Origin of the sequence: Streptomyces sp. CoH27 (genome assembly GCF_020181035.1) — a bacterium.
Lineage (GTDB): Bacteria > Actinomycetota > Actinomycetes > Streptomycetales > Streptomycetaceae > Streptomyces > Streptomyces camelliae.
The window spans coordinates 1-15,481 of record NZ_JAIQYY010000064.1; the positions used below are offsets into that span (position 1 = coordinate 1).

At 68.4% G+C, this 15,481-nt stretch carries 14 protein-coding genes and 4 pseudogenes; 10 read left to right on the plus strand and 8 right to left on the minus strand.

The features are described from left to right. Window positions 1-87: 87 nt before the first annotated feature. Together LE548_RS43935 and LE548_RS46320 are read right to left on the minus strand one after the other, a co-directional pair. On the minus strand, window positions 88-243 hold the full coding sequence (locus LE548_RS43935) for a DUF6131 family protein (protein WP_225102647.1): 156 nt from the start codon (window positions 241-243) through the stop codon (window positions 88-90). Window positions 244-550: 307 nt separating this feature from the next. Next, window positions 551-1,118 (minus strand): annotated as a pseudogene (locus tag LE548_RS46320) (transposase); the annotation flags it as partial. Between the two features lie 580 nt (window positions 1,119-1,698). Between LE548_RS46320 and LE548_RS43945 the strand changes: the two are divergent. The 4 genes from LE548_RS43945 (at window position 1,699) to LE548_RS46910 (ending at window position 4,320) form a co-directional block, all read left to right on the plus strand. Further along, the gene (locus tag LE548_RS43945) at window positions 1,699-2,322 is read left to right on the plus strand and encodes an alpha/beta hydrolase (protein ID WP_225102657.1); all 624 of its coding nucleotides are present in this window, start codon (window positions 1,699-1,701) and stop codon (window positions 2,320-2,322) included. 1,178 nt (window positions 2,323-3,500) lie between these two features. Further along, the gene (locus LE548_RS43950; RefSeq protein WP_225102649.1) at window positions 3,501-3,704 is read left to right on the plus strand and encodes a hypothetical protein; all 204 of its coding nucleotides are present in this window, start codon (window positions 3,501-3,503) and stop codon (window positions 3,702-3,704) included. Beyond that, complete coding sequence (locus LE548_RS43955; RefSeq protein WP_263637280.1) at window positions 3,692-4,207, plus strand: DUF1259 domain-containing protein; 516 nt, start codon at window positions 3,692-3,694, stop codon at window positions 4,205-4,207. The genes LE548_RS43950 and LE548_RS43955 overlap by 13 nt, the downstream gene beginning before the upstream one ends. Beyond that, window positions 4,189-4,320 carry a DUF1259 domain-containing protein gene (locus tag LE548_RS46910; protein WP_374116263.1) on the plus strand — a complete coding sequence of 44 codons (132 nt, stop codon included), beginning with the start codon at window positions 4,189-4,191 and terminating at the stop codon, window positions 4,318-4,320. The genes LE548_RS43955 and LE548_RS46910 overlap by 19 nt, the downstream gene beginning before the upstream one ends. A gap of 153 nt (window positions 4,321-4,473) precedes the next feature. Here LE548_RS46910 and LE548_RS46915 read toward each other — a convergent pair. Together LE548_RS46915 and LE548_RS43965 are read right to left on the minus strand one after the other, a co-directional pair. Continuing rightward, a pseudogene (locus LE548_RS46915) lies at window positions 4,474-4,758 on the minus strand (hypothetical protein). 10 nt (window positions 4,759-4,768) lie between these two features. After that, entirely contained in the window at window positions 4,769-4,993 is a 225-nt protein-coding gene (locus tag LE548_RS43965; RefSeq protein WP_225102650.1) for a hypothetical protein, read from the minus strand. 672 nt (window positions 4,994-5,665) lie between these two features. Between LE548_RS43965 and LE548_RS43970 the strand changes: the two genes are divergently transcribed. The 3 genes from LE548_RS43970 (at window position 5,666) to LE548_RS43980 (ending at window position 8,785) form a co-directional block, all read left to right on the plus strand. Next, window positions 5,666-6,580, plus strand: coding sequence for an RNA repair domain-containing protein (locus LE548_RS43970; protein ID WP_225102651.1), 915 nt, complete (start codon window positions 5,666-5,668; stop codon window positions 6,578-6,580). A 301-nt stretch (window positions 6,581-6,881) separates the two neighbouring features. Continuing rightward, window positions 6,882-7,322, plus strand: a complete 441-nt coding sequence (locus LE548_RS43975; protein WP_225102652.1) for an IMP cyclohydrolase — start codon at window positions 6,882-6,884, stop codon at window positions 7,320-7,322. A 422-nt stretch (window positions 7,323-7,744) separates the two neighbouring features. Next, on the plus strand, window positions 7,745-8,785 hold the full coding sequence (locus tag LE548_RS43980) for a vWA domain-containing protein (protein WP_225102653.1): 1,041 nt from the start codon (window positions 7,745-7,747) through the stop codon (window positions 8,783-8,785). 785 nt (window positions 8,786-9,570) lie between these two features. On the opposite strand, the gene LE548_RS43985 is transcribed toward LE548_RS43980, so the two are convergent. Continuing rightward, the gene (locus LE548_RS43985; protein WP_225102654.1) at window positions 9,571-10,089 is read right to left on the minus strand and encodes a transglycosylase SLT domain-containing protein; all 519 of its coding nucleotides are present in this window, start codon (window positions 10,087-10,089) and stop codon (window positions 9,571-9,573) included. Between the two features lie 709 nt (window positions 10,090-10,798). Then, window positions 10,799-10,987 (minus strand): annotated as a pseudogene (locus LE548_RS43990) (2-phosphosulfolactate phosphatase); the annotation flags it as partial. Between the two features lie 84 nt (window positions 10,988-11,071). Between LE548_RS43990 and LE548_RS43995 the strand changes: the two are divergent. Both LE548_RS43995 and LE548_RS44000 read left to right on the plus strand, forming a co-directional pair. Further along, a complete protein-coding gene (locus LE548_RS43995) occupies window positions 11,072-11,800 on the plus strand; it encodes a DUF2625 domain-containing protein (RefSeq protein ID WP_225102655.1) in 729 nt (242 codons plus the stop codon). A 58-nt stretch (window positions 11,801-11,858) separates the two neighbouring features. Further along, window positions 11,859-12,098, plus strand: a pseudogene (locus tag LE548_RS44000) (transposase); the annotation flags it as partial. A gap of 182 nt (window positions 12,099-12,280) precedes the next feature. On the opposite strand, the gene LE548_RS44005 reads toward LE548_RS44000, so the two are convergent. Together LE548_RS44005 and LE548_RS44010 are read right to left on the minus strand one after the other, a co-directional pair. Beyond that, on the minus strand, window positions 12,281-12,427 hold the full coding sequence (locus LE548_RS44005) for a hypothetical protein (protein ID WP_374116262.1): 147 nt from the start codon (window positions 12,425-12,427) through the stop codon (window positions 12,281-12,283). Window positions 12,428-12,437: 10 nt separating this feature from the next. Continuing rightward, complete coding sequence (locus LE548_RS44010) at window positions 12,438-13,646, minus strand: NAD(P)/FAD-dependent oxidoreductase (protein ID WP_225102656.1); 1,209 nt, start codon at window positions 13,644-13,646, stop codon at window positions 12,438-12,440. A 475-nt stretch (window positions 13,647-14,121) separates the two neighbouring features. Between LE548_RS44010 and LE548_RS46920 the strand changes: the two genes are divergently transcribed. Continuing rightward, entirely contained in the window at window positions 14,122-15,474 is a 1,353-nt protein-coding gene (locus LE548_RS46920) for an ISL3 family transposase (RefSeq protein ID WP_225102658.1), read from the plus strand. Window positions 15,475-15,481 lie beyond the last annotated feature (7 nt).

Consider the following 15,481-nt stretch of genomic DNA (forward strand, 5'->3'; position numbering starts at 1 on the left):
TCTGGCGAAGCCAGGAGCAAGCCCTGCAGTCCGCCTGAAACAAGATCACCGGACTCTACGAAACTCGGGACAGCTCACACCGCCATATCACCAATAGTGACGTCGGCCGGCCACAGCGTGACCCATGGTTCCGAGGAGCCACAGCACGACGCCGAGCACGGTCAAGATGATCCCGATCGTCCACAGGATCGATATACCGGTGAGGAAACCGACGATCAGCAGAATGATGCCAAGGGCGATCATGATGTGCCTCCTGCGTTCTCAGTCGCTGTGCGGGTTCCCCGAACCAACGGCCTCACCCGTCAGCGGTGAGGAAACTCGGGAGCGTACTCGACCGAGCGGTCGACATACGGGCAGGGCTGCCGCACCCGCTAGCTTGATCTTCAACCTGTGCGGCGGGGCTTCGGGGTGGTTGACCTCTTCTTTTGTCCCTGTGCTGGTTGTGTCTTCTTGGGTGTGTGCACGTCGCGGCGGGGTGCAGGACGGGTGCTTTTTCGGCCTGCTGGTCGTCCGGGGCCGGGGAGGGTGGGTTTCGGTGCTCTGGCCGGGAGACGAGGACGTCGGGGTCGCCCTCCTGCCACTGCCCGGCGGCGATCAGCCGGTGGAGCAGGTCACGCAGCTGATGGGCGGTGACGGTAGCGTTGTCGTCCCCGGGTTCCAGGCGAAGCGCGTCCAAAGGCGCCGTCCAGGAACTGCGACCCGGCTCAAGCACGCAGACGATCGAGTACGGCCAGCCAGGGGCAGGGATGTGCTGGTCCTTGCCCCGGCCGTAGGTGTCACACAGGATCCGCTGCGGTGAGGTGTGAGCATCGGGGCAGCCAGCAGGTGATGTCGATGGCCAGGGCCCGCCGCAGCCGGCCGGTATCGACCCTGCCACGGGCGACGGCAGCGTAGAGCCCACCATGGCCACGGCGGTGTTCGCCCACCAGCGACAGTTCGGCCAGCGACCTCACCGGTCCGTCGCCGCACAGCACGGCATCGGCCAGCTCGAACAACGCATCCGAACGAGCGGTGAGACTGGAGTAGAACTCGCCCCGGAAGCATGACAGTTCCGCCAACGGCTCTTGCCGGGCATCGCGATGCGGCAGACTCGTCCTCACGGCCTTCGCGCTGGACATGTGTGTTCCTTGGTCGGAGCACATGTTCAGACGAAGTCCGCTTTGACGTACGGCGGTTACCGAACCGAGTGACCAAGTTCGAGTTCGAGGCACCATTCGACGCCGGGCGTCAAAGATCAAGCCAGGGTTGCGAAAGTGGATCTTGTTCATTGGTGATCACGTTTCGCGGGACGTGAGCTCACTGCTCTCAGGGCCGCCGAACTCCGCGCGCAGGATACGCAGCGCGTCGCAAAGCTCGATCAGGTTCCGCAGAACGGCAGGATGCGCCAGGAGCATCTGGGCTCTCGCTCTCTCTCCTCTCCAGGAACAACACGGCTCACGTGGGGTGCCGGTTACCCGGAGCTCGCGCACCTACGCCTGTGGACAGGCACCTGGCCGGGATAGATTGTCGCCAACGATGTGCGCAACGCCCCGGTCTCTGCGGGAGGACTCCGGCGGGCGCACTGGTGCCAGGACGCATCCGGGGTCCGCGGAGCGAGAGGGAGTGCCGAGCGTGCACCATGACGTCAGCCCGTCCCTCCCCGCACCCGGGGATGCTCTCGTGCCACGGTTGCTCCCGGCACGCCCACGGGCCGCCGTGGTGCTGTTGCACGGTGGGTCCGAGACAAGCGTCAGCCCCTCGCGCCCCTGGCATCTCGCGCCACTGCGCATGGTGCCCTTCCAGCGGGCGATCACGACCGCGCGGCCGCACAACGACGTCCTGCTCGCCCAGGTGCGCTACCGCGTGCGCGGCTGGAACGGCACCCGGGCCGACCCGGTGACGGACACCCACGAGGCGCTGAACCAGCTCGCCGCGCTGGCCGGTCCCGTGCCCACGGTCCTCGTCGGACACTCCATGGGGGCGAGGGCCGCCTTGCGTGCCGCGGACCACCCTCACGTGTACGCGGTGCTCGGGCTCGCGCCCTGGTGGCCGCCGGGCGAGCCGGTGCACCACATGACGGGCCGTCATATCGTGGTCCTGCACGGCGAACGGGACCGGACCACCTCTCCCGGCGACTCGGCCGACTATGTGCGCCGGGCGCGCGGCACGGCGGCCCGGACGGCGATGGCCGTGGTGCGCCACGGTGACCACGCGATGCTCCGGCGCCACCGGTTCTGGCATCACACTGCCGCGGGCATCGTCGCTCATCTCCTCGATCCCGACGGCCGCCCGGACCCCTTGCCCGCTGAATGCTACGGGACAGAGCCCTTCCCACTGCTCTGACCGGCGGTGCTCGGGTTGCCGAGCCCGGTGTTCGGAGCCGGCTGTACGCCGTCGGGGACGGATCCGCGGCGCAGCCTCGCACGGCGTGGTGACCCAGCGTCGCCCGACGCGGCGGGAGACCAGGTGCCCGGTGACAGGTCCGGCGTCGTCACCGTCGTGTTCGCCTCCGCCACCTGGCCACTGTCGCGGGAGCACGTCTTGAGGCAGCCGTGGAGCCGCAGATCGCGCCCGGTGCGACGGAGCCAGGTCGACCGGGGCTTCCCCAGGCCGCCGTACCCGATGAGGCCGCACTTGGTGCGGCGCTCCGCGCGCGGTGAGATCGACGGCGGCGGCACCACTTCATGGCACGCGAACCGGGAACGGGGTGTGGGGCGGGTGGGCGCGAAGCCGGACGCACGCGCGCTCCCTCGTCTCCCAGCTCCGCCCTGCCCATGGTGCGGGCCCGCGTCGGCCAACGGGCGCGCCCTGTCGATGGCTGCCGGAGTCCAGCGCAGTGTTGTGATCGCTGGTGCCGTCGTGGCCGGATCCGCAGCCGTGTGCCACGAGCGCCCCCCAGCGACTCGGGGCAGCGAGCCGACCGCACGGTCGAGCAGCCAACCGTCCACATCGATTGTGCCCGCGAGCACCGCGTCGCACGCCGAGGGCCGTGCCGTACGCGAAAGTCGAGGCCGGCAGTCGGCATCCCCCGGGTGAGCAGGCCTTCTCCGAGCCGCTTGCGCGTATGGGAAAGGAGCTGGGAGACACACCTGATCCGAGAAAGTGCCGCTATGCGTCAGGGGCCGTGGTGTCGGCGCTTTTCGCTGGTGAAGAGCTGCCTCGGGGCAGGCAGCATACGGGCCGGGCGCACCGGGACACGGACCACAGTGCTGTGCACGGACGCCCCCGACGAGGGCGGAGAACGCCGTACCCCGCTCTCCCACGACCAGGCGAAACTCGGTCGTGCCGCCCACACTCGGGCGACGAAAACCGCTATGCCGGTCTGACCCGAACAATCCAACCGGAGACCAAGGGGACGGCGTGTGAACCCAGACTGCAGCACTCTTCAGACATCGCGGCGCGGTTTGCTCCTCACGGGCAGCGCACTGGCCTCCACTCTGACCGAGGCCCCTGTGGCACAGGCCCTGACCCGCGCCCGGCACACCCGCGGTGCAGTCCCCGCGGAGCCGCATCACCCCCTCGTGACGAGCCCGGCAGACTGGCACCCCGTCGCCGGGCAACTGGACGGAGCTGGGCAGTTGGGCGCGGACGGTATCGTCTACCGCGCCACGTTCCCCCGCTCCGACCTGAACCTGTCCTCGTACGGGGTCAGCGGTCTGGTGCAGGCGTCGTACGCGGCGTTCGCCCGCTACCCGACGGCCGCACAATGCTCATGGGCGACGTAGTCGCAACCGAGGCCGAGCTGCAGCGAGTCACCGACGCCGTTCAGGCGCACGGCCTGGAACAGTGCGCGATCCACAAACATCTGCTCACCCACCGTCCCACCCTGTGGTGGACGCACGTCCGGGGAGTCTCCACCGATCCGGCGGCCCTGGCCTCCGCCATGCGAGCCTGCCTGGACGCCACCGCCACGCCCGCACCCCAGGCCCCCGACAGGACCCCTCCAGCCGGCCTCGACACCGCGGCGATCGACGCCGCGCTCAACGCGAAGGGCGTGAGCGAGGACGGCTACCGCTTCTCCTTCGCCCGTAAGGAGACCATCAGCGACGACAACTGCGTGGTGCCGCCTGCCATGGGGGTGACGACCTCCTTCACCATCCGCTCCCTGGGGAACGGCCATGCCGCGGTGAGCGGGGACTTCGTCATGACCCAGGCGAGGTCCAGGGGGTCATCAAGGCTCTGCGGCACGGCGGCATCAGCGTCGTCGAGCTGCACAATCACGCTCTGAGCGACAACCCCCGGCTGTTTTACCTCCACTTCTGGGCCGTCGACGATGCCGTATCCCTGGCGCGGACCCTTCGGACAGCCGCCGCGGCCACCAATCTCGCCGCCAATCCCTGAGGGGCATCGTGGCGCCGAGGCGGCCCGGGCCGAGCACCAGGCCAGCACGGCCGGGACCGGCATGCCGATCCATCTCCGCACTTCAGCCAAGCCGACCGCCATCGCCCACGAGCTCAAGGCACCGTCCGGCAAGGTCCACGACGTCGTTGCGCGTCAGGGGACTCCGGCCTCGATCTGGGCGAGTTGGGCGAGTTGCGCGGCGAGGATCTTCGAACGCGGCGCGGCGGTCTACGCCGAGGGGGCGGACGTCACGGGCGAAGTGGGCCAGGGCGGGGAAGCGTTCGGGTCGGCGCCCAGTAGCGCGCCGGGATCTCCTCGTCGGTCAGGCCGGACGCCACAGCAGTTCGGTCTCGTTGCGTAAGTGCCGGTAGAAACTTGATGAATCAGTCCCGAGGCTGCGGCGAGCTTGCGCACACCGAACAATTCGGCGTCGCTCATGCGCAGCACATCAGCCGCCGCATTCGGGGCCTCCTACTGGGTCTCTGACCGGGCAGAACGCCGAAATGGCCGACGCAACACGGCACATGAAGATGACCAGGATGATGGCGAAGGCCGTAAGGTCCGAGATGGCGGTTTTACCGAGAACCGACTCGCCGCAGCCCTGGCCGTACCCGCTTTCTTCCACCCGCACATCCACACCACCTGCGGCCTCGACGCCGCCCGAGCCCGTCACGGAGCACGGCGCAACCCTCAGCAGGAGCGGTTCCGGCAGCACTCGGGCACGCAGGAGCAGCCCAAGGCATCAGCCGCAGGCCACGGCCCCGTGGTCCGGGTACGGGCGACAGGCTGTCGTGGGTCCGACACCAGACGGGCCTACGTCCGCAGGGGCATGGACGGGGCTCTTCAACACGTGGACCGAAGTGCTCGCCCTGTGGCCCTGCCGACCGCCAACTGTCGGATCACATGTCCGGCAAACACAAAGCTGACTTGACGCGGCACTCGGCACTCGGCACTCGGCACTCGGCACTGATCCGGGCCCCGGCACGACGACAGTCAACATCGCCGGCGGATACGAAGGACGGAAGCCGGCGGATGGCAGGAACGCCGCTGCCGCGGCTTGCACTTTCGCCGAACGAGATGTGCGCGGCGCTCAATCCGTACGGGCCCTCGCGCGGTACGAACTCTTCCACGATTCCCGTCGGCCTCATCAGGGCACCGCGAACGGTCGCCCGTTGCACCCATTGCCCACATCGATCGCCGACCTCTGACGAGACGACTCCCTTCGACGTACGCCAGCTCCATCACGTATCGAACCCGATAGATCACGGTGCGCGATGAACAACCGTCGAGGACAAGGTGGGCGGCACCCTGGAGGAGGAGGCGTGACAGCGGGAGAGGAGGCGTGATGCGAACCAGCGACGAGATCTATCACCGCGTCCGCTGGGATCCGCGGTTCGACCCGGCCCGGTTCGTGCTGGGGATCAGCCAGCGCGGGGATGCCATCAAGCGCATCTCACTGCCTTCCTTCGTGCCCGGAGGCGACATCCCGTGGCACAGGGTCGTGTTCATCGAGGCGGACGGCGAGGTGGTCTGGGACCGGGCCACGGGTGTGGACCGCATCGACACATCGAGGGCCGGCCGGGTACGGGACCCGCAAGCCGACCTGAGCTTCGACACGGACTCCGGCAGGGGCAAACCCGTCGACGACCTCAACGTGTCCCCGACGGCCCGCACGGCGGTGGCCTGGATCCCGCCCGCGGAGCTGTGGCCGCCCGTCCAGGACATCCGCTGGGATTACGATCCACAGATCCGCCGCTGGCCGCCGCACGTCAATGTGCTCTTCGGCTTCGTGCCGGAGTCCGACTTCGAGCGGGCCGCCCCGCTGCTCACCGCGGCGACGACCGAGATGCCGGTATTCACCGCCCGGCTGGACGGGGTGCGCACCTTCCGGCACAGGGCGTACTCCACGGTGTGGCTCGACCCGGCGGCAGCCGGTGAGGCGCCGTGGGTGGACCTGCACCGCCTACTGCAGCAGCGGTTCCCGCGTTGTCGTGGGCCCGCCAAGAACTTCACCCCACATCTCTCCCTGGGCCGGACCCGGGATCCGCAGCGGGTCAGCGCCGACTGCGCCGCCCGGCTCGACACCATGACGGCGACAGTCTGGGAACTCGTCCTGCTCTCACGCAGGGGCCAGGGGCCGATGCGCCCACGTGCCACGGTCGCCCTGCGCACGGGCGAGGTCCGCTGGCTGCCCGAACCCGGCCTAGGAGCGCCGGGCCCGGAGGACACGGCATGGCTCTCCGAGATTACCGACAGGTGAGGCCACAGCCAGGTGAGGCAGAGCGCCGCCGGCCGTGCCGGCGAATGCCTCGTCGGCACCGGCCTGGTGATGGACGGCTGACCTGCGTCACGAATTCACCCCGTGGTTGGCCGTCGCCTTGCCGCCGAAAGTGCCCCGACCGTCGTCGGCGTGGCGTTGGAAACGGCCTCCTGGCCCGTCATCTCGCTCGCGAAGGCGGGGACCGACGTCGGTTCCCCGACGAACTCGCCAGCAGATCACGAAACCGCACTAGAGGTGCCTGGCACTGCACAAAACCAGGTCACAGGCCTGGGATCTTTCCTTGCCGAGATCAACAGCCGGCGACGGCGCCACGCTCGGTGCCCACTTCCTCACCGGATGCAGCCCCGCCTCCCAGGCCCGCACTCTGCACCTCACTCCAGCCAGCGAGCTGATCGTCGCTCCGTCCGACGCGCGTGCACACGACCACCTCCGGCACTACGTCGCCGCCGTCAAAGCCGCTCGGGTGGTCTTCGGCAACGGGGAGCAGGTCTCCACAGTGGCCGACCGACTGGCCTGCGGACTGGCTCCGCTCCAGGCCCTCGACGGGCTGGACTACGAACCGGACCCGCCGATCTTCACTCCCCGCCTCATCGTGATCGCGGACAACAGCAAGGGCCGCCAGGCTTGCTTCGGTGCCGCGCGACGCGGCACCGCGAACCGCACCGCCACGAACGGCTCACCCTGCACGTCAGCGATCTGGCGCCCGGCGAGGGAGTGCTGATGACGACCTACTGCTCAGACGGACAGGAGATCGCCACCGCCCCCCCTTCACGGAGATCCGCACCACCGCTCAGCCCCGCGGCGACCTCCTCGACGAGCTGTCGTCGGCATTGCCACCTCAACTCCGCAGCAGGAACAGGTCATGAACAGGCGCAGGGCAGCAGGCCAGAGGCTGTCCCGGATGCTGCGAGGCCGGCGTTTGTGGGGCCGCTCATGCGTCAGCCGCCGCTCCATCCTCGCCTGCCCTTGCGCATCTCGAAGGTCATGGCACCCTCTCTTCTCGGCTCGGGCCTGCACCGTGCAGCGCACGCAGTCGCCGCAGCTCCTGGGCACCCCTCCGGCGGCACGATGACCAAGAGTGATTGTCAGTGGTGCGTGAGACGGTAGGAGCATCGATCGACCCGAACACAGGGGGAGTTGGTCATGTCCGGAAGCCAGAACTACATCAATCACGTTGCTCTTGTGCTGGATGCCAGTTCGTCCATGTCGCATCTGAGCCGTAAGGTCGTCGAGGTCGCCGACCAGCAGATCGCATATCTTGCCCGCCGATCAAGGGAACTGGACCAGGAAACCCGCGTCACGGTGTACGTCTTCGCCGACAGGGTGGAGTGCGTCATTTACGACAAGGACGTGCTGCGCATGCCGTCGCTGAAGCAGCTGTATCGGGTCGGTGGAATGACGGCTCTGCTGGCAGCCGCGCTGAAGTCGCAGCGGGAGCTGGCGCAGACGGCTCAACTGTACGGCGACCACAGCTTCCTGACGTTCGTACTCACCGACGGGCAGGAGAACGCAAGCCATCGCTGCCCGGATGCCCCTGCCGGGGATCCGCGTGAACTGGTGAAGGCCGTCGCCGGGATGATCGAGGCACAGGGGGACAACTGGACGCTGGCCGTCCTTGTGCCGGACCAGATGGGCAAGCGCGAAGCCATGCAGTGCGGCTTCCCGAAGGACAACATCGCCATCTGGGACGCCACGAGTACCCAGGGTCTGGAGGAGGCCGGGCAGGTTATCCAGCAGGCCACCGAGAAATTCATGGTGGGTCGCACCCGGGGCATCCGGGGATCGCGGGCGGTGTTCTCCACGGGTGCCGAGGCGGTCAACAAGGACACCATCAAGGCGGCCGGCCTCACCCCGGTGAATCCGTCACAGTACGAGCTGATCGCGGTGACTCGTGACGCGGCGATCCGGGACTGGGTCACCGAATGCGGACACACCTACCGTACTGGCGGCGCTTTCTATCAGCTGAGCAAGTCCGAGAAGATCCAGTCGCGGAAACAGATAGCGGTGCTGGAGAAGAAGACGGACCGGGTGTACACCGGGCCCGAGGCCCGAGCCCTGCTCGGCCTGCCGGACGTGGAAGTTCGCGTCAAGCCGGACCACAACGACGACTTCACGATCTTCGTGCAGAGCACCAGCGTGAACCGGAAGCTCGTCCCGAACACGCGGATACTCCTTATGCTCTGACGCCTTGTCAACTGACTGGTCACGAAGCTCGTCGGTCCGGCGCTCCGCCGGCGAAAGAGTCGACAGCTGTGGGCGCGCGTGCGGCACAAGCGTACGTGTTACTGAGGCCGCCGCCTCCACACCGATCGCCCCAGCGCTGCCCGCACCGCCGACCAACGTTGATGTTCGCGGCACTGCTGCTGTCCGCGGGCACCCCAGCAGACCGGATCGGCACATGGCGCGCGTTCGGTGCCGGGCTGCTGGTCGGCGTTGTCGTGGGTGGAGCTGGAGGTGCCGGTGTCGGGTCGGTCCTGGAGGTGCGGCGGCCAAGCAGGGGGTAGTGGCCGCTCCGGATATGGCCCTGGGCGTCGTCCCGGCCAGTCCGGTGTTCCGTGTCGGGCACAGAACGCTCCTCACCGCTCCGCCTTGGACGGCCTCTGTGGCCGGTCGGCCCCTGTCCCCCGGCGAACGGCACCGCTGAAATCTGCCGCATCGGCACCCGTCCCCTCGCCCGCTGTCAGGGCCAGACAGCCGCTATCACTGCGGCCCTGGCCATCACCTCACGACGAGCTCCGTCGGCGGCTGCTCTCCGCTGGGCAGGCACCCGACGGCGCGGACGACCGTGAATCTGCATCTTCAGGCCGGTGTGTGCGCTGCGTTCAGGGGCCCGGCAGCAGAACGTTCGAACCTTCCGGTGCTGAAGTGTTCTCGCTCGCGCCGGCCCTGTCCCCGCTGCGTCTGTGATTCACCGCGCACCTCGTCGGCCCCGTGGAGCGGCAGTGCGTCGACGGTCGTGTGGGCCACCGTCAGTAGGCGGAGTTGACGTTGTCGATGGAACCGTAGCGGTGGGCAGCGTAGTTGGCGGCCGCGGTGATGTTGGCCACCGGGTCGGTGACGCTGTGAGCGGTGCCGGAGACGTGGTAGGCGTTGAAGGTGGGGTCGATGACCTGGAGCAGGCCCTTGGAGGGGGTGCCCTTCTGAGCGTTGACGTCCCAGTTGTTCTGAGCGGTGGGGTTGCCGCCGGACTCGCGCATGATGTTGCGCTTCAGGCCCTCGTAGCTGCCGGGAATGCCCTTGGCCTTCATGATCTGCAGAGACTGCTTGATCCAGCCGTCGAGGTTGTTGGCGGTGCCGGTCTTCTGCTGGGAGGTGGCGCGGTTGTTGTTCCCGGCGACCTTGACCGCGGTGGGGGCGTGCGTCTGCGTCGCTTCGGCGGCCTGCGCGTTCGTCGACATCAGAGTGAGGGCGGCGGTCGCGGCGCCGGTGGTGGCGATCGCGGTGAGGCCGAGGTTGCGAAGACGAGCGATGCGGGTGCGGGCGGTCATGGTCATACGAAAGGAACCCTTCGGTGGGGGACAACAGCGACGCCTACCGCTGCTCGCGGCGGCCTGGGGTGGGACCCCGTGCTGCGGGTGAGGGCGGGCGGACCTGGCGGGGATCCGCTCGGTCCGTCGCCTGGCTTCCCGGCAACGACAGACATGGTTAGCGGCGGACAGGTCGGGGCGCAATGATGTGACGTACTATCCAACTTCGGAGAAATGTCGGAAATATGTATTTATAGCAGCTTTATGTCCAGCTCAGGGCATTCCTCAGCTACGATGCCGGATAGGATGTGATCTGGGCCCTATGGGGGGCGTCACGCCTCCAGGCCCTCCGGAGGCAGGTGCGGCGGCCCGAATCGAGCGCAATCTCGGGCCTGCGTCCGGTCCAGGAGGCGGTGTCGTGGCCATGCCGAGCGGGTCGGTCGGTGTGCGCTTAGCCCGCCCTTCCGGACCTCTGGCGGTGGTCGAAGGGGACCCCGGACGGGCGGGCTGATCGCGTCTACGGCGGACGTTCGGGTGGCTTCGACATCTTCCGGCTACGGCAGGTGAGGCAGGTGGAGCCACCATTCCAGGCCGATCGTCCAAAACTGACCGCATCTGTCAACGTGATCCGGCCCGGCCGCACACCTGCGCATACGCCCGGCACACGGCAGGGCGGCCGACCCCGGCAGTGACCCGGCCCGAAGCTCCCGGGCAATAACAGGCGACGCTCGGGATCCGGTGGCAGTTCGCCGAGCGCCGCCCAATCCGGGTGACGAGCCTTGAGTGCCAGGGCTTCGTCCAGCGACTCAGCAAGAACGATCTTTTCCACCCCCTGGGCAAAGGCCCAGACGGCCACGGTGAAAGCACGCATGACGTCGACTACGACCGCCACGGACGGGGCTTCGACCAGCTCATCGATGCTAAGAGGTCATCTCGATAGGCGGGTGGTTCGTCGAAGCGCCCTGCCGGCTGAGCCGTACGGTGCAGGTGCGACGATGCCGGCATGCGTGAGTTGAGCCAGCTGATCGAGGTCGAGGAACCGGCCTGGCCCGAACTCAGAGAGACACTTGATGCGAGTCCGGTGTCTGTCGAGGTGCTTCCACCCGATGGCGATCTGGGTAGGGCGTCGCTTCTTCAGCTGCAGGTCACGGTCAGGTCGTATCTGGGTGCGGTGGTGCTGCACTGTGGCGGTCTGCTGGTGGACGACGGATGGCTGCGGGTCTTTGGCAGCCCGGCGAGCGGGGCTGCGCACGGGGTGCCGAGCCTGGCCGGCGTGAATCAGTTCCCCGGAACGTTTAACTCGGCGTGGCGGCCGGGGCCCGGCTTGGTGGTGGCCCACGACGTGCTGGGCGGCGTCTTCGCTCTCAATGGCGCCGCTCCCACCAGCGCCGGCCGCCCCGGCGGGAGCGGCGAGATGGTCTATTTCGCACCGGATTCCCTTCGCTGGGAGTCTCTGGGGGTCGGGCACTCGACATGGCTGGCCTGGCTGGTGTCCGGGGCGCTCGATGAGTTCTACGCCGATCTGCGCTGGCCCGGCTGGAAAGAGGAGGTCCGGGCACTGAACAGCGATCAGGGCCTGTCCGTGTTTCCGCCGTTGTGGTCTGCCGAGGCGCGCCAGGACATCTCCGCGACGAGCCGTCGCGCCGTGCCCATGAGGGAGCTGCTCGGCGTCGCCCGGGACTCATGCCGACAATTCGATGGCGTCGATCCGGGCTTTCTCGGCGCCGTGTGAGTTGACCGCCCGGTCCAGTCGGCGGTAGCAGATGAGGGCGGCGGCGATGCCGGCGAAGGCCATGCCTCTGGCGGTCGCCCGGGACATGGGCTGCCAGGTCGCCTACCTGCTGGGCCTGACGATGCGCCGCCTCGCCGACCTGTATCCAGGCGAAGCAAAGACCGACGCGAGGGACGCTTATGTCATCGCTGACGCGGCCCGCACCAAGCCGCACACGCTCCGCGCCATCGACCCGGCTGACGAGACCACGGCCGAGCTACAGATGATCGTCGACTTCGACGACGACCTCACCATCGAGTACCACCCGCATCAAGAACCGGCTGCAACTGATGGCGATATTTGAAGATCCCCACCCCGTGCTCACGGGCTGGACGGACCTGCTGAGTTGATCTCCCCACCCGCCAGGGCGAGGTAGCAGCCGTTCAACGAGCTTCTGGCCGTGAACGCGAGCGCTGCGCCGGACGGCGGTCGGCGAGGGGCTCACCACTGGGTGATGAGCGGAGTGTCCGGTTCGTGCTGCCTCCAGTCTTCGGTGAGACGGACGAGGCGGGCGGGGGCTGCGATGCCGCGCACCGTTGCGATCTTGCCTCCTGCGGTGTCGAAGCGATCGGTCGCGGTGTTGTCCACGCGAATCACCCTAGGCGGCTACGCGAGGCGTCTTGTCGGCGGACGCGTGCGGCGCGGCGGCCAGGCGGTGCTTGCGCTTGGGCAGGCCGAAGGTCGGGTGCGAGGTGGTCCACAGCGACATCTTGAGGATGGCCGCCTTGATCCGCGCGGCCTTCCAGCCGCCCACGTACTGCGGCTTTACCTGCCCTTCGTCGTCGACCATCTGCAAGATCCCGTCCCGCCGCCCGAGGCTGATGTGGTTGCCCAGGTACTCCAGCTTGGTGTTCGGGATCTTGCGGCCGGTCAGGCGTCCCACGATCGCGGCCGTGGCCTGCATGCCGGTGTAGCCGGCCGAAGCGCAGGACATCGGCAGCGGGCGGCCGTTGTCGCCGACGGCATAGGCGCTGTCGCCGGCGGCGTAGACGTTCGGGTGCGAGAGGGACCGCATGGTGCGATCGACGACGATCCGACCGTTCTCGGTGACCTCCAGCCCGCCGGCGGCGGCGATGCGGCTGACCGCGAACCCGGCCGTCCACACGGTTGCGTCGGACGCCAAGGCGGTGCCGTCGGCACACAGCACCCGCGCCGCCTCGACAGCTTCGACCTCGGTGTGCTCCAGGACGGTGATGCCCAGCCGATCGCAAGCCTGACGCAGGTGGCTGCGGGCTCCGACAGAGAGGGAGGCGCCCAGCTCGCCGCGGGCAACCAACACCACCGACAGGCCGGGCCGCGTTTCGGCGATCTCAGTGGCGGTCTCGATGCCGGTCAACCCGTCGCCGACGACCAGCACACGCACGCTTTCGCCCTGCCTGCCCAGGCTGTCCAGGCGCTCGCGCAGGCGCAACGCCGAGGGCCGGCTGGCGACGTCGAAACCGTGCTCGGCCGCGCCGGGGACACCGTGGTCGGCACCGTGGCTGCCGAGCGCGTAGACAAGCGTGTCGTAGCCCAACTCGCCTCCGCCGTCGGCGTCGGCCACGGCGACGACCTGGCGCTCGGGGTCGACGGCGGTGACACGGGCCAGGCGCAGCCGGACCCCCGTGCCCGCGAAGACGTCGGCGAGCTGAGGAGCGTCGATCTCCCGGCCGGCCGCGAGCTGGTGCAGCCGCAGCCGCTGGACGAAGTCCGGCTCGGCGTTGACCACGGTGATCTCGGTGTCCGCCGGGGACAACCGGCGGGCCAGGGTCCCGGCTACGTAGGACCCGGCATAGCCGGCGCCGAGGACGACGATGCGGTGCTTCATGTCTCGCTCCTGTCGGTTGGCTTGCTCCCGGCGACTTGAGCGGGACAGCCTCCCGATTGCTGACAGGAACCGCGTGTGACATGGGTCACGTACTGGGAGGAGCGATCCTCGGCCAGGGTCTCGGACCAAAAATTGTTAGTTCGGAGAACTCGCTGCACCGTGCAGTTGTCCGGCGATGGCGCGTCAGCGAGCGCAACAGTGACGGGTGGGCGAGCAGGTCCCGATCGTGCACCCCTGGACCGCCCGGGCCGGCCTGGGACCCTCCGGAGACGGGCGACTCCAGGACTTCGTTGCCACGTCAACCAAGTGGGGAGATGGATCGCGCCTGGGGAATTTCACGGCTCTGGCCGCGGTTCCGTGAATCCCCAGGTCAGCAGTAGGAACGCGGGATCGTTTCGGCAGCGTACTTCCTGCCGTGGCGAGCAAGGCGGTTGAGGATGTGCTGTTTCCCGGGATCGATGTGCGAGTGGAGAGGATGTGCGACTCCTCCGGCATCCTGGTGGTGGAGGCGGTGTCGACGGCCCGTCCAGGCCGGTGCCCGAACTGTCGCAAGCAGGCCCGCCGCGTGCACAGCACGTATCAACGCGCCCTGGATGAGCGTCCGTTGGGCTCACACCGGGTCATCGTCCGGCTGCGGGTGCGCCGGTACTTCTGCGACCGGAAGAGCTGTTCCCGTACGACATTCGTCGAGCAGGTGCCGGGTCTGTCCACGCGCTACCGTCGGTCCAGTACCGGGCTTGCGTGCTGGCTGCGGTCGATCGCGATCGAGCCCGGCGGCCGTCCCCCCGCACGGCTGCGCCGCCGACTGCGGCTGACCGCGGGCCGGACCCGGCTGCTCAGGCTGCTGACGGCGCCGACGATACCGGACCGAGCCCCGAGGGTGCTGGGGGTGGACGAGTTCGCCTTCCGCAAGGGCTGCACCTACGGCACCGTGCTGGTCGACGTCGAGGCCGACCGGGTCGTGGACGTACTGCCCGACCGCACCTCCGAGACGTTCGCCGCCTGGCTCACCGAGCATCCCGGAGCCGAGGTCATCTGCCGGGACCGGGCCACTGCCTACACCAAGGCAGTCGAGGAAGCCGCCCCTCATGCCCTCGAAGTCGCGGATCGCTGGCACCTGCTGCAGAACCTGTCCGCCGCGGTGGAGAGGACCTGCCACCAGCACCGCGACTGCCTGCGCAAACATACCAACGAGAAGACCGTGACCGAGGTGCCGGAAACGCCCCCGATGCTGTTACCGCCCGCGGAGCTGCCCCGCACCCCAGACCATCGAACGCACCCGCCACCGCTACGAGGACATCCACCGCCTGCTGGAGAAACGCTGGACGATCAGCGCCATCGCCCGCCGGCTGAACCTCGACCGCAAGACCGTCCGCCGCTTCCGCGACACCGACCTCGACCAGCTGCTGGCCTCCGCCCGCGACCGCCGCCCCAACGGCGTCCTGGAGCCCTTCAAGGCATACCTCAACGCTCGCTTCACCGAGGCGCAAGGCCAGATCAGCGGCACCCGGCTGTTCCTGGAGATCCAGGCTCGCGGCTACCGCGGCAGCCGCCAGGTCGTCCGCAAACACCTCGCCGCCCTCCGCGCGGGCACCGCCGAACCGGTCCGGGCCGACATCCCGAGCCCGCGCAAGATCACCTCGTGGATCATGCCGCCCCGGGAGACGCTCACCGAAAGCCAGGACGAACGCCTCCTTCAGGTCCGGCTCGCCCGCCCGGACGTCACCCGGGCCTGCGACCTCGCCCGGGCCTTCGCAGATCTAGGGTCCGTCTTCAAACGGATCTTGCCCAGAGCAGGAATGAGGCGAGAGAGACCGCTGCCTCGTAGGAGGTGG

What these genes read in the sequence shown, in the direction of transcription:
- LE548_RS43935 (WP_225102647.1), bottom strand. Translation starts at nt 243, where the DNA reads ATGATCGCCCTTGGCATCATTCTGCTGATCGTCGGTTTCCTCACCGGT.
- LE548_RS43955 (WP_263637280.1), top strand. Translation starts at nt 3,692, where the DNA reads ATGGGCGACGTAGTCGCAACCGAGGCCGAGCTGCAGCGAGTCACCGAC.
- LE548_RS43970 (WP_225102651.1), top strand. Translation starts at nt 5,666, where the DNA reads ATGCGAACCAGCGACGAGATCTATCACCGCGTCCGCTGGGATCCGCGG.
- LE548_RS43980 (WP_225102653.1), top strand. Translation starts at nt 7,745, where the DNA reads ATGTCCGGAAGCCAGAACTACATCAATCACGTTGCTCTTGTGCTGGAT.
- LE548_RS43985 (WP_225102654.1), bottom strand. Translation starts at nt 10,089, where the DNA reads ATGACCGCCCGCACCCGCATCGCTCGTCTTCGCAACCTCGGCCTCACC.
- LE548_RS43995 (WP_225102655.1), top strand. Translation starts at nt 11,072, where the DNA reads ATGCGTGAGTTGAGCCAGCTGATCGAGGTCGAGGAACCGGCCTGGCCC.
- LE548_RS44010 (WP_225102656.1), bottom strand. Translation starts at nt 13,646, where the DNA reads ATGAAGCACCGCATCGTCGTCCTCGGCGCCGGCTATGCCGGGTCCTAC.
- LE548_RS46920 (WP_225102658.1), top strand. Translation starts at nt 14,122, where the DNA reads ATGTGCGACTCCTCCGGCATCCTGGTGGTGGAGGCGGTGTCGACGGCC.